Origin of the sequence: Polaribacter sp. IC066 (assembly GCF_007997085.1) — a bacterium.
Lineage (GTDB): Bacteria > Bacteroidota > Bacteroidia > Flavobacteriales > Flavobacteriaceae > Polaribacter.
Window position 1 is genome coordinate 60,789 of the sequence record NZ_VORR01000013.1, and the last position, 13,662, is coordinate 74,450.

Here is a 13,662-nt window from a genome sequence, read left to right on the forward strand (position 1 = left end):
TATAAATATCTGATGTTCTGCTTTCTAAAAATACAGTTATCCACTATCTTTAAAAAAAATATTATTCTTTTAATAAAGAACTGATTAAAAATAATTTAGAGAATATGATTAATTAACACTCAAATAATAAAATTATATTTTTCATAAAATAGCCATGAGGGAGTTTCAAAATTGTTGAAAAATTAAAAAATATGGAAACACTAAAAATATTCAAATGCTTTATTTCTTCGCCAGGGGATTGCGAAAAAGAAAGAGAAATTTGCCAAACTATAATTAATAGAATAAATTCAGGTTTAGCTAGACACCTTAGAGTGAATTTCCAGCTCTTTATGTGGGAGTATGATATCTTACCAGACATGGGGAAAAATGGCCAAGAAATCATTGATGAGTACATTAAAAAATCAAATTATGATATTTTCATAGGAATAATGAAAAACAGGTTTGGTCATCCTACAAAAAAAGCAGGAAGTGGAACTCAACATGAATTTAATGATGCGCTTGAACGTAAAAAAAGCTCTCAAAATTCAGTACCAAGAATTATATTCTTTTTTGGTAAAGAAAATGTTGATTTGAATAATCCAAACATTGAGGAAATTTTTGAACAACATAAAAAAGTGAAACGATTTAAGACAGATATCAGTAGGAATGGAATTTATATTGATTTTAAATCTGTTAATGAATTTGAACAAAAATTAGAAGACAAACTGAACTTGTTTATTTCTGAATACTCACCATTAAGTAATCCAACTGAAAAGCTAAAGGAGGTAGACGTAGTGCTAAAGCGACTTGAAGAGGATTTAAATGAATCACTTAAAACTTATAATGAAAAAAGCCCAATTTGGATTAATCCAATTATAAGTACTAAACGCAAAGTGCCTGCTAATCCGTCAAAAAATGAAGAAAATAAAATTGATTTAGAATCTTTTATTGAAAACCCTAGTAATATCATTATTAAAGCTCCTTCAGAATTTGGTTTAACTTCATTAGCACATTATTTAAAATTGAATGCATGGAAAGCTGGTAAAACTTTTGTTTACATTGATGCTAAAAAAACTAAAAAGCATAAAATTGTAAAGGAGATTCCGAGAGAGACTGAAAATTATTATTTTAAAAAAATCAATAGTATTGATTGTATTATATTAGATTCTGTTTGTTTTGAAGAAAATGGTATCATGCAGATGATAAAAAACATCTGTGATGAATATAAAAATACTCCTATCATTCTTCTCAATACTCTGGATAATAATTTTTTCCTTAAATCAAATGAAGATGATAAAGTTGAAATAAGAAGGAAGTTTACTTCATTATACTTGCTCCCTTTGCCACAAACAGAAGTTAGAAAAATTGTTACAACATATGCCAAATCAAAATCGTTTATTGAAGATACTGAAACTACTCTATTGAAAGTTACTAGGGACTTAGAAACCCTTAACATGCATAGAACAGCTAAAAACTGTATTTCGATTTTGAGAGCAAGTTCACAAATGATTGATGAATATGGTCCTGTCAATAGAACAAAGTTATTAGAAACGATTTTAAATGGAGTTTTTCAAGACTACGAGTTACCGACATACCACGAAGAAAAGCCCGATGTAAAAGATTGTAGCTTTGTTTTAGGATATTTATGTGAGTTACTAGTTTTAAGAAAAGATTTCGAATTTAGTGACTCTTTTTTTAAAGAAAAGCTAACTAAATTCTGTAACGACCATTTCATTACACTTGATTTAAATTATCTATTAAATGCCTTGAAGGATAATTCCATCATAGGAAGCACAGGGTCACACTCACACTATTTTAAAAACTCTTACTGGGTTTTCTATTTTATTGCACAAAGAATGAATATGAATCCTAAATTCCGAGAAACAATTTATCGAGATAAAAAATATATTGATTATCCTGAAATAATTGAGTTTTATACTGGAATTGATAGAAATAAAGAAGATGCTCTGATTGTATTAAGCAAAGATTTGGAAGATACTTTACAAACAGTCAAATCAAAAGTCAATATACCAAATGAATTAAACCCCTTCAAATCAATTCAGTGGAACCCTGACATTCCTACTTTAGAAAAAGAAGAAGCAAAAATTGGAGAAAATGTGATTACTTCTGGTTTACCTGATGAAGTAAAAGATAAATATGAAGATAAAAATTACAACCAAACAAAACCTTATAACCAAGTAATCAATTCTGTAATGAGGGATTATTCTATCTTAATTTTAATGCGTCAAATTTCAGCAACTTCGAGGGCCTTAAGGAATAGTGATTTTGTTAATGACACAAACCTTAAAAAAGAGTTGTTAAATAAAATTACTGAAGGATGGAATGAAATTAATAAATTATTAATTGTACTATCGCCATTACTTGCAGATAAAGGAAATGTAACATTCGAAGGAGCAAGCTTCAGTCTAAATGAAGATGATTTTAAAATATCTAATCCTGTTCAAAAAAGAATGGCTGTATTGTTAGCTCTGCCATCAAATATTGTTAGATTTTTCAAAGATGATATATATTCTGCTAAAATTGGGCCGCTTTTAATCGACAAAGCTGTGAATGAATCTAATAGTTTAATTAAGCACGAACTTATGACATTGATAACAGCGGAAAGACCAAAAAACTGGCGCATAGTAATTGATAGCTATATTGTAAACCTCGATAAGAATTCTTATTTCCTTTCTGATCTATTAATTGTATTAAATTTCAATATTGATTTCAAAGCAACAGAAATAGAAGATATTAAAACATTAAAAATGTTAGCTCAAAAATGTAGAGCTAAACACTTGTTAAAAATCAACAATCCTGATATTGGATCAATTAATCGCCTTAAAAAATTGGAAAGTGGATCAAAATATTGATTTATGAAAATTAGGTTATATACTAATCATTTATTTGTAATATTATTAGGCTTATCTGTCTGACTAAAACTAATTGACATTTTAACATTAGTTTGAATCATTAAATTGTAAGTTTATTTAATAAAAACCCAATAGTTCTGAAACTAGTTCGGAACCTTTGAGGTTTTTTAGTTACTTTTAAATCATGAAAAAACTAGTCTTTTTAAGTATCATTTTACTCACTATTAGTTGTACTAAAAAAACGACAAGTGATAAAGAGTTTATCAGACCAATTCATGATACCATCGGTTTTGCGCAATACGATTGGCAACTGGACTCTATTTACAATCGCTTACAATTAAAAGACACACCAAACACCAAAAATTGGAAAACGGTTATTTCTCCGCATGACGATTATAAATATGCTGGAAAATTATACCACACTTCGTTGAAAGGTGTAAATGCAAAAACAATTATTTTAATTGGTGTTGCGCACCGAGCAAAAAATTATAGTTTACAAGATAAAATTATCTTCGGAAATTATACCCATTGGAAATCGCCTTACGGAAAACTAAAAGTTACCGATTTAAATACTAAAATTCAAGAAAAACTATCTAAAGAAAATTTTATGATTCATGACAGTATGCAAGCTTTAGAGCATTCTTTAGAAGCTATTGTTCCGTTTTTACATAAAAAAAATAGAAATATTGAGATTGTTCCGATTTTGATTCCGTATATCAATTACGAAACAATGAATACGATAAGCACTGATTTAAGCCAAGTAGTTTCAGAAATTTTAAAAGCAAATAATTTACAGTTCGGAAAAGATGTTGCCATCGTAATTTCTAATGATGCAGTGCATTATGGAACTGAAAACTGGGGTAGAAATTTAGCTCCTTATGGCGTTGATTCTCTTGGAACAGCAAAAGCTAGAAATCATGACAAAAGATTGATCAATGACTTTTTAACTGGAGAAATTTCAATGAATAAAGTAAAGAACTTTACACAAGAAACTGTTCAAGAAAATGATTATAAAGAATACAAATGGGTTTGGTGTGGCAGGTATTCAGTTCCTTTTGGATTGGCTTTTGCAAACAAACTAAACCTTTTACAAAATAACGTTGCGTTAACTGGAAATTTATTGGGCTATGCCTCAAGTATAGATCATGCATTAATAAAAGTTGAAGATTTAAAAATGGGAACAACCGCCATTGCCACGCAAAAACATTGGGTTGCCTATGCTAGTATTAAATATGAATAAACTATTCTCATTAAACGTATAGCACACCTTTTACTGCGAGTACACCTGTACCAATAAAATTTTTGGTAATTATTAGAAATCAAGACCTTTTCTAGTGTAGAATTATTGCATACACATCATCTGGCGCACTATCTACCGAAAATAAAAGTTATTTATTTTACAAAAAAGCCGAAATACAACTATAAAAAATATCCTTTCCTCAAACTCTCTTATTTTTGAGTACATTTAGAAAAATATTCAATCAACTAGATGAAAATTTTTTTATTTCTACTTATGCTTTTTTCTGTTTCTATAACAGCTCAAAATAATCACAAAAGTCTATACAATGCGTTTGATAAAATTGTGGGCTTAAAAAACACCAATTTAAGTTACGGAGCACTCTTTTATGAAAAATATAGAACTTTAGAGGGCAATCATCAGTACTTTAAAAACAATAATTTTACAAAAGGAAATGTTACCTATCAAAATCAAACTTTTTACGATATCCTTCTAAAATATGATTTAGAAGAAGACAAACTAATTGTAAACCTACCGAGTACTTTTGAGTCAAGATCTATTGTGCTAGAAAAATTTTTTATCACAGATTTCACAATTAAAAGCAGCACTTTTATCAACTTAAAAGAGCACGGTTTTCATGAGCTTCTTTTTTCATCAGTAGCTCTAACCCTCTATAAAAAATGGACCAAAGTAAAAAAGAAAAAGCTAAACGAATCTTTTGTGTACTATAAGCTTATTGAGAAAAACTACTATTATCTTTTTAAAGATGCTGGCTATCATGAAATACAGAAGAAAAAAGACTTTATCTCGCTTTTTCCTGATCAAAAAAAAATAATTAAATCTTTTTACAAAGTGAATACATCTTTACGAAAGAAAAATTTAGAGGAATTCTATGTGCTTTTATCAAAAAAAATATACAGCGTTTCTATTAACAAATAAGATATGAAAAAACTCCTTGTACACGTATTCTTATTCGTTTCGTTTGCTTTAAGTGCCCAAAACAAACAAGAAAAAATTTCGATTTCATTTACCAATAACACTAAAAAAGAAATCTTTTCTATCCTCGAAAAAAAAACCAATTATACTTTTTTTTATGTTGATGCTTGGTTAGATGAAACTGTATTAACTGATATTTTTAAGAATGTTTCTATCGCTATAATTTTAGATAAAATACTTGATAATACCTCCTTAAACTATTCAATTATTGAAAATCACAAAATAATCATCACCCAAGGAAATCTGCTACACAAAAGTTTGTACGAAGAAACAGAGATGACAATAAGCAGCCTTAAAACTGCCACACCTATTTATATTGAAACGGATAGTAACGAAGAGAATAACGCTATAAGTATCGGCAAAGAGTCTAAAGATCATCAACAAGAAAATTACACACTTAAAGGTTTTATAAAAAGTCAGCAAAATAACACGCCAGTAGAGGGTGTTGTTGTTTTAGAAAGAGACAAAAACATTTCTGTAACCACCGATAAAAATGGTGCTTTTACCATCGTATTGCCTTTTGGTAAAAATAAAATAGAAACCTTGCTTTTAGGGTTTAAAACATCTGTGAAAAAATTAATTGTTTTCGGAAACGGAACACTAAACATAAAGATTGCAGAGGAAGCAGAAATGTTAGATGAACTTATTATTACCACAAAAAAAGAGAATAATATAAAAGAAGTTATTGCCGGTATTACCCAAATAAATATTGAAGAAATAAAAAATATTCCGCAAGTTTTAGGAGAAAGAGATATTTTAAAGATTGCAACCACTTTACCCGGAATTACATCTGCCGGTGAAGGTGCAGAAGGAGTAAATGTTAGAGGTGGTAAAGTAGATCAAAATCTATTTTTATTAGATGAAAGTGTCCTGTATAATCCTGCTCATTTTTTAGGATTATTCTCGGCCATAAATCCTTTTACTACAAGCGATTTAAAAGTGTACAAAGGAAATATTCCTGCAGAATACGGCGGTAGAATTTCTGCTGTTTTTGATATTACAACGAAAGACGCAAGTACAACCGAATTTAAAGGAGAAGCATCTATTGGCGCTGTTACGAGTAACATTAGTATAGAAATACCAATATTAAAAGAAAAATCTGGTTTATTGTTAGCTGCAAGAAGCACCTATTCTAATTGGATTTTGAAATCTTTGAATGACAAATCTTTAAATAATAGTAGTGCCTCTTTTTATGATATTATTGCAAAATACAACCACACCTTTAATGAAAAAAATACGGTTAGAATTACAGGGTATCATAGTAATGATAATTTTAGGATAGCATCTGACACCACAAATACTTATGGTAATACATTAGCATCTATCAATTGGTCTCATAAGTTTAACGACAAAAATCATGGTAACGTCATACTCGCTTCTAGTAATTATGCGTTTAACATTAATTATGATGGTACCGGAAATAATAATTTTGATTTAAAATACACCATTAATGAGATCAGCGGAAAATTAAGAATGCAGTATGTACATTCTAAAGAGCATACTTTTACTTACGGCGTTTCTTCAAAATTATACAATGTTGCTCCGGGAACCATAAATCCTTTAGATGATAATTCTATGGTCGTTACGCTTTCTGTGCCTGATGAAAAAGGTTTAGAAAGTGCTGTTTTTGTGTCTGATATTTTTGATGTAAACAAAAAACTTTCTTTTAATTTAGGCTTGCGCTATTCTGTTTATCTCGGTTTAGGCACCACAATTCAACGGTTTTACCCAGAAAACTCTCCGCTTACAGATGCAACGTTACTTTCTACGCAAGCATACGGCAACAACGAAATATATCAAACCTACCAAGGTTTAGAATATAGATTTTCTGGTCGTTATTTTCTAAATCCTGAATTATCTCTAAAAGCAAGTTTTAATAAATCGTTTCAATTTATCCACAGATTAAGCAATAACACATCGGCATCACCAACAGATGCCTGGAAACTTTCTGATAGAAATATAAAACCACAAGAAGCAATTCAGGGTTCTTTAGGAATCTTTAAAAATTTTAATGTAAATGAATATGAGTTGAGTTTAGAAGGATATTATAAGAAATATAGCAATGTTTTAGACTATAAAGTGGGTGCAAACTTTTTATTAAACGAAAGAATAGAAACTGAAGTTTTACAAGGTCCAGGAAAATCTTACGGAATAGAATTTTTGATAAAGAAGAACATAGGAAAATTAAATGGCTGGTTTGGTTATAGTTATTCACGTTCCTTTTTACAATTAGATAGTCCGTTTAACGAAGACCGCGTTAATAATGGCGATTTTTTTCCTACAAATTTTGATAAACCGCATGATTTTAACATTATAGCCAATTATAAATTAACGCAACGATTTAGTCTTTCTAGCAATTTTACATATCAAACCGGTAGGCCAATTACCTACCCAACCGGAAAATATAATTATCAAGGAACAGAATATGTTTTGTACGGAAATAGAAATCAATATAGAATTCCGGATTATTACAGATTAGACATTGGTTTAAATATAGAAGGAAACCATAAAATTAAGAAGCTTGCTCATAGTTTTTGGAACATTTCTGTTTACAATGTATTAGGCAGAAACAACCCTTTTGCCGTGTTTTTTGTCACAGAAAACGGGAATGTACAAGCGTATCAAAGCGCTATATTCTCTACTCCTATTCCTACAATTACTTATAATTTTAAATTTTAAAAAATGAAATTATTTAAATCAACTATTTCAAAATTTTTAGTGTTTTTGATGCTCTTTAGCTGTGTAGATCCTATTGAAATAGAAACCATAACTTTTGAAAATTATTTAGTGATTGAAGCTACAATTACAGACGAATTAAAGAATCATACCATAAAATTATCAAGAACTTTTGATATTAATGCCAAGGGTCCTAATCCAGAAACGGGAGCACAAATAGCTATTATTGATAGTCAAAATAACACGTTTTATTTTAATGAAACTTCTTCTGGAACCTACATATCAGAAAATCAGTTTAAAGCAATACCAGCCCTAACATACACTTTAAAAGTAACTACAAAAACAGGAAACACCTATTCATCTACTTCAGAAAAACTAACTAACGCTGTTCAAATAGAAAAATTAACAACAAGTATAGAGACTTCTAGAGAGGGCGCAACTGGAGTTTCAATCTCGGTGCATAGCTTTAATCCAAATAATAATGCCAATTATTACCGATATCAATACGAAGAAACGTACAAGATTTCTCCTCCTTTTTGGTCTGATGAAAATCTAATTGTAGTTTCTGACAGCCAGCCTTTCACGGTAGATGTCGTAAAAAGATCTACAGATAATAAAGATTGCTATAAAACCATCAATTCTGCACAAATATTAATAACAGAAACCAAATCATTAGCAGAAGACAGGGTTCACTTTCCAGTAAGATTTATTTTAGAATCCGATTTTATAATCTCTAATAGATACAGTCTTTTGGTAAAACAATATGTGCAAACTTTTGAAGCCTATAACTATTATGAAACATTAAAAAAACTATCTAGTTCAGAAAGCGTATTTACACAAGCGCAACCTGGTTTTATTTCAGGAAATATAATTTCTGACACTGATAAAAACGAAAAAATAATCGGGTTTTTTGAAGTTTCTTCAGTTTCAGAAAAAAGGCTCTTTTTTAATTATCAAGATATTTTTCCGAAACAAGTCTCAAAATTCCCTGCGATATGCGATTTTTTAGCACCACTCTTATATGATTCATTCTCTGATAATTCTCCGTTGATTAATTTAATTAAAAAAGATTCGTATACTTATTATGGAAAAAACAATACTGGACTCCCTAATTTAGAAGGCCCGTATTTAATGGTTCCAAAAATATGCGGAGATTGCACAGTATCGGGTTCTAATATAAAACCATCCTTTTGGGTAGATTAGCCATAAAAATTATGATGAAAAACATTCTATTTTTTTGTTTTATAGTTCTCTTAACAAACAGCACTATTAGTCAAACTACTAAATTTAGCGATATTGATGCCTATCCGCAAGAAAAAATTTACCTGCACACCAACACTAATTTTTTCTTAACAGGAGAAACTGTTTTGTACAAAATTTATTGTCGTGATATAGCCTCTAATACAATGAGTTCTTTGAGTAAAGTAGGCTATGTAGAACTTATTAATCAAGAAAACAACAGTATTTCTAAACAAAAAATAAGGTTAAAAAACGGATTAGGAAATGGCGCTATTTTCTTATCATCTTCCTTAAAAACGGGTACCTATAAGATAATTTCGTACACACAATGGATGCGAAATAAACAAATTTTCTTTGAAGAAAACATCTTTATCATCAATCCTTTTTCTGCAAAATTAACCGCTTCCGACACTCTTAAAAAAAATAATTTTAAGAAAGAGTTTGTTAAAACTACTACATATTTAAAACTAGCTTCAAATAAAAAAGTATATCAAAAAAGAGAACTAGTAACGTTAACTTTTGATGGCCATATTTCAAAAACCATGTCTTTATCTGTCAGAAAACAAGACAGTATTTTAATTCCGACTAAAATAAATGCAGTGGCATTTGAACAAAATTTTAAACCTTCACGTATTCGGTCTAAAAAAGAATATCTACCAGAATTAAGAGGTAGCCTTTACCAAGGATCTATCACTTCAAAAACAAATAAAAGTGTCCTTAATAAAAAAATCGGATTGTCTTTTATCGGTGAAAATAAAATTACTAAAATTTCAATTACCGATGCAACAGGAATCTTTTTTTTTAATATTGATGCCGCTTATGATGCGAGTAATGTACGTATTCAAGTATTAGAAAAAGATAAGAAAAACTATACAATTTCATTAATTGATACTCATAAATTAGAAAAAAAATTTGATAATTTTGATGAATTATTGCTCACTGAAAACATCAGAAAATTGATAAAAAAAAGAAGCTTCTATACGCAAATAGAAAACGCGTATATAGAAGTAAAACAACCAACATATCCGTTTATTAAAAATAACAAGGCTATTTTTCATCACAATAAAAATAAAGTAGTGTATATTTTAGATGAGTATACAAGATTTAAGACCGTAAAAGAAGTTACCGTAGAAATTTTAAAAGATGTTTGGATTAGCAAAGAAAAAGAAGAGTATTGCTTTAATATAAGAGATGTTAATTTAGAATCGAACACCACGTTAAAAACGCTTTTGATTGTTGATGGTTTCTTGGTTGATAATCATAACGATTTTGTGTTTTTTGATGCTTTAAAAATAAAAAGCATAGCGCTAATCAAAGAGAAATATTATTTTGGCGCAAAAAATTACCATGGTATTATTAATATAATAACTTTTAAGAATGATTACAAACCGAATGTAAATAGCAAGAACCAATTTTTATTATTAAAGCCGATTGAAGAAAAAATAACCTTTAGCCCTGATTATCGAGAGAACATCAATAAACAAATTCCCGATTTTAGAACACAACTTTTTTGGGGTTCAAATTTCAATCTAACTGCTGAAAAAACTTCATTTTATACATCAGATCAAACAGGAACCTTCGAGGCAATTATAGAGGGTTTTACAAAAGAAGGAATCGCTATCTACGAAAAAATTACTTTTTCCGTACAATAGACAATGCTTTTATCTACTTTTAACAAATGAATTTTTTAGCGCACCTTTACCTTTCACAAAATCAAACCAATATTATGGTTGGCAATTTTATTGCAGATCATATTAGAGGAAATAATTACGAGAGTTTTTCTAAAGAGATTCAACAAGGAATTTTTTTACACAGAGAAATAGATACCTTTACAGACGCGCATAAAATTGTACGAAAAAGCAAGCGTCGTTTACACAAACGTTACAGGCACTATGATGGTGTTATTATTGATATTTTTTACGATTATTTTTTGGCTAAAAATTGGGCAAATTATTCGGCAATTCCTTTAGATGTTTATACAGATGCTGTTTATAAATTGTTCGATAAAATTAAACTAGAATTACCCGTAAAATCTCAAAACTTCATTAAATATATGATTGAATATAACATCTTATTTAATTATCAATATAAAGAAGGCATTGCGAAAGTTTTAAACGGAATGAATGCTAGAACAAAAGGAAAATCTCAAATGAATTTAGCCATTGAAGATTTACACGATTTAGAAAATGAATTAGAAGAAGATTTTACATTATTTTTTAAAGATTTAATAGCGCACACCAATCAAAAATTAAAAGAAATTAAACCTACTATATGAAAAAAACAAGTCTAATTATTGCCCTCTCCCTATTATTTATAAGTTGTAAAACATCTACAACAAAAGAAAAAACAGTAGGCTTAATTGCCGAAAAAGCAATGGTAGTTTCTGCCAAAGAAGAAGCTTCTAAAATTGGTGTTGCTATTTTAAAAAAGGGCGGCAACGCTTATGATGCAATGATTGCAACACAACTTGCTTTGGCAGTGGTTTATCCTGTTGCCGGTAATATTGGTGGCGGTGGTTTTATGGTTCACAGAGCTAAAGATGGCAAAACTGGGGCTTTAGATTTTAGAGAAAAAGCACCCTTAATGGCAAGTAGAGACATGTATTTAGATAAAGAGGGTACTGTAATTCTAGATAAAAGTAGCTTTGGGGCTCATTCTGTTGGGGTTCCAGGAACTATTGCTGGTATTTTTGAAGTTCATAAAAAATTTGGAAGTCTTCCTTTTAAAGATTTAATTCAGCCTTCTATAGACATGGCTAGAAATGGTTTTACGGTTACTAAAAAGCAAGCTAGCTCTTTAAATAAAACTCGTGAACGTTTTGAGAAAGCAAATAATTATAAAATTTTGTTTGATAGAGAATGGAAAGAAGGAGATTTGTTACAACAAGAAGAATTGGCACAAACGCTAGAACGAATTAAAAATCAAGGTGCAGATGGTTTTTACAAAGGAAAAACAGCAACGTTATTTGTAGATTATGTAAAGGAATTAGGCGGAATTATCTCGTTAGAAGATTTAGCGAAATACAAAGCTGTATGGCGCAAACCAATTGCTTTTAAATACAAAGAGTATACAATTACTACGATGACATTGCCCTCAAGTGGCGGAATTTGTTTAGCACAAATTTTAAAATCTATTGAGCCTTATGATCTATCAAAAATTGATCATAATTCTACAGAATACGTGCAGTTATTAACAGAAGCAGAACGAAGATCGTATGCAGACAGAGCCCATTTTTTAGGTGATATTGATTTTGTAGCCGTTCCCACAGATAGTTTAATAGCAGATAGCTACATAAAAAAAAGAATGAGTTCTTTTTCTTGGGATAAGGCAACACCTTCATCAGAAGTTTCTAATGGAGAAATTTTAGGGCATGAAAGCGACCAAACTACACACTATTCTATTGTAGATCAATTTGGTAATGCCGTTTCTGTAACCACAACTTTAAATACAGCCTATGGCTCTAAAGTTTTGGTAAAAGGTGCAGGCTTTTTCTTAAATAATGAAATGGATGATTTTAGCGCAAAACCAAATGTGCCTAACGTATTCGGCTTATTAGGTTCTACTGCTAATGAAATTGCACCAGAAAAAAGAATGTTGAGTTCTATGACACCAACAATAGTAGAGAAAGACGGAAAATTAAAAATGGTTTTAGGAACTCCTGGAGGTTCTACAATTATAACTTCAGTTTTGCAAAATATTATAAATGTTGTTGATTATAATATGGGCATGCAAGAGTCTGTAAATCAGCCAAGGTTTCACCATCAATGGATGCCCGATATTATCAGAATGGAGCCAAACGGATTTGAAGAAGCCTCTAAAAAGAAATTAGAATCTTTAGGATATACAATTTTAGAGAAAAATTCTAGAGTTATTGGCAGCGTTGATGCTATTTTGGTCTTGCCGAATGGAAAATTAGAAGGTGGCGCAGATAAGAGAGGCGATGATACGGCTGTTGGGTTTTAAGTAGTGTTGGCTGTTGGCTATTGGCTGTTGGTGTTGGTGTTGGCTGTTGGCTATTGGCTATTGGCTATTGGCTATTGGCTATTGGCTATTGGCTATTGGCAAAAATAAAAAATTGCGACTTTTTAGGCAGCATAAAACATTTAAATTTAGCAGAAACTGATAACCATTCACAAAAAACTAAAAACCTAAAACTAATAACTGATCACTAAAAACCAAAGATGATACAACCATTCCACCTAGCAATACCAGTTCAGAATTTAGAAAAATGTAGAACTTTTTATCGAGATATTTTAAACTGTGAAGAAGGACGATCTACTGAAGATTGGGTAGATTTTAATTTCTTTGGGCATCAATTAGTGATTCATCAAAAAGAAGATTTTAAAGCTGAAAGGATTTCAAATCCTGTAGATGGATACGATGTTCCTGTTCCGCATTTTGGAGTCGTTTTATCTTGGGAAGATTGGCATTCTTTAGCAGATCGTTTAAAAGCGGCAAACACAAAATTTGAAATAGCACCTTGCATTCGTTTTAAAGGAAAAGTAGGCGAACAAGCCACCATGTTTTTTAAAGATCCAGAAAATAACGCGTTAGAGTTTAAAGCTTTTCAAGATATGACTCAATTGTTTGCGAAATAAATTATAGATTACTTTAACAATTATTTTAAACTGATTTTTCTATCTTTAAAAAATCAACTAAATA

At 30.2% G+C, this 13,662-nt stretch carries 9 protein-coding genes; all 9 read left to right on the top strand.

Annotation, left to right across the window (positions count from 1 at the left end):
• Positions 1-191: 191 nt before the first annotated feature.
• The 9 genes from ES044_RS06300 (at position 192) to ES044_RS06345 (ending at position 13,598) form a co-directional block, all read left to right on the top strand.
• Positions 192-2,852 carry a DUF4062 domain-containing protein gene (locus ES044_RS06300; RefSeq protein WP_147118456.1) on the top strand — a complete coding sequence of 887 codons (2,661 nt, stop codon included), beginning with the start codon at positions 192-194 and terminating at the stop codon, positions 2,850-2,852.
• 184 nt (positions 2,853-3,036) lie between these two features.
• Positions 3,037-4,092, top strand: a complete 1,056-nt coding sequence (amrB, locus tag ES044_RS06305; protein ID WP_147118455.1) for an AmmeMemoRadiSam system protein B — start codon at positions 3,037-3,039, stop codon at positions 4,090-4,092.
• Between the two features lie 249 nt (positions 4,093-4,341).
• A complete protein-coding gene (locus ES044_RS06310) occupies positions 4,342-5,028 on the top strand; it encodes a hypothetical protein (RefSeq protein WP_147118454.1) in 687 nt (228 codons plus the stop codon).
• Between the two features lie 3 nt (positions 5,029-5,031).
• Complete coding sequence (locus ES044_RS06315; RefSeq protein ID WP_147186948.1) at positions 5,032-7,764, top strand: carboxypeptidase-like regulatory domain-containing protein; 2,733 nt, start codon at positions 5,032-5,034, stop codon at positions 7,762-7,764.
• A 3-nt stretch (positions 7,765-7,767) separates the two neighbouring features.
• Positions 7,768-8,964 carry a DUF4249 domain-containing protein gene (locus tag ES044_RS06320; protein ID WP_147118453.1) on the top strand — a complete coding sequence of 399 codons (1,197 nt, stop codon included), beginning with the start codon at positions 7,768-7,770 and terminating at the stop codon, positions 8,962-8,964.
• Positions 8,965-8,975: 11 nt separating this feature from the next.
• A complete protein-coding gene (locus ES044_RS06325) occupies positions 8,976-10,652 on the top strand; it encodes a hypothetical protein (protein WP_147118452.1) in 1,677 nt (558 codons plus the stop codon).
• Between the two features lie 74 nt (positions 10,653-10,726).
• The gene (locus ES044_RS06330) at positions 10,727-11,275 is read left to right on the top strand and encodes an ACP phosphodiesterase (RefSeq protein WP_147118503.1); all 549 of its coding nucleotides are present in this window, start codon (positions 10,727-10,729) and stop codon (positions 11,273-11,275) included.
• Positions 11,272-12,963 (top strand): gamma-glutamyltransferase, encoded by a 1,692-nt coding sequence (gene ggt, locus ES044_RS06335; protein WP_147118451.1) that lies wholly within the window; start codon positions 11,272-11,274, stop codon positions 12,961-12,963. The genes ES044_RS06330 and ggt overlap by 4 nt, the downstream gene beginning before the upstream one ends.
• Positions 12,964-13,181: 218 nt before the next feature.
• Positions 13,182-13,598: a VOC family protein gene (locus ES044_RS06345; RefSeq protein ID WP_147118449.1), complete on the top strand. Its 417-nt coding sequence runs from the start codon at positions 13,182-13,184 to the stop codon at positions 13,596-13,598.
• Positions 13,599-13,662 lie beyond the last annotated feature (64 nt).

Coding starts and splice junctions, on each gene's coding strand:
- amrB (WP_147118455.1), top strand. CDS start 3,037: ATGAAAAAACTAGTCTTTTTAAGTATCATTTTACTCACTATTAGTTGT.
- ES044_RS06325 (WP_147118452.1), top strand. CDS start 8,976: ATGATGAAAAACATTCTATTTTTTTGTTTTATAGTTCTCTTAACAAAC.
- ES044_RS06315 (WP_147186948.1), top strand. CDS start 5,032: ATGAAAAAACTCCTTGTACACGTATTCTTATTCGTTTCGTTTGCTTTA.
- ggt (WP_147118451.1), top strand. CDS start 11,272: ATGAAAAAAACAAGTCTAATTATTGCCCTCTCCCTATTATTTATAAGT.
- ES044_RS06300 (WP_147118456.1), top strand. CDS start 192: ATGGAAACACTAAAAATATTCAAATGCTTTATTTCTTCGCCAGGGGAT.
- ES044_RS06345 (WP_147118449.1), top strand. CDS start 13,182: ATGATACAACCATTCCACCTAGCAATACCAGTTCAGAATTTAGAAAAA.
- ES044_RS06330 (WP_147118503.1), top strand. CDS start 10,727: ATGGTTGGCAATTTTATTGCAGATCATATTAGAGGAAATAATTACGAG.
- ES044_RS06320 (WP_147118453.1), top strand. CDS start 7,768: ATGAAATTATTTAAATCAACTATTTCAAAATTTTTAGTGTTTTTGATG.
- ES044_RS06310 (WP_147118454.1), top strand. CDS start 4,342: ATGAAAATTTTTTTATTTCTACTTATGCTTTTTTCTGTTTCTATAACA.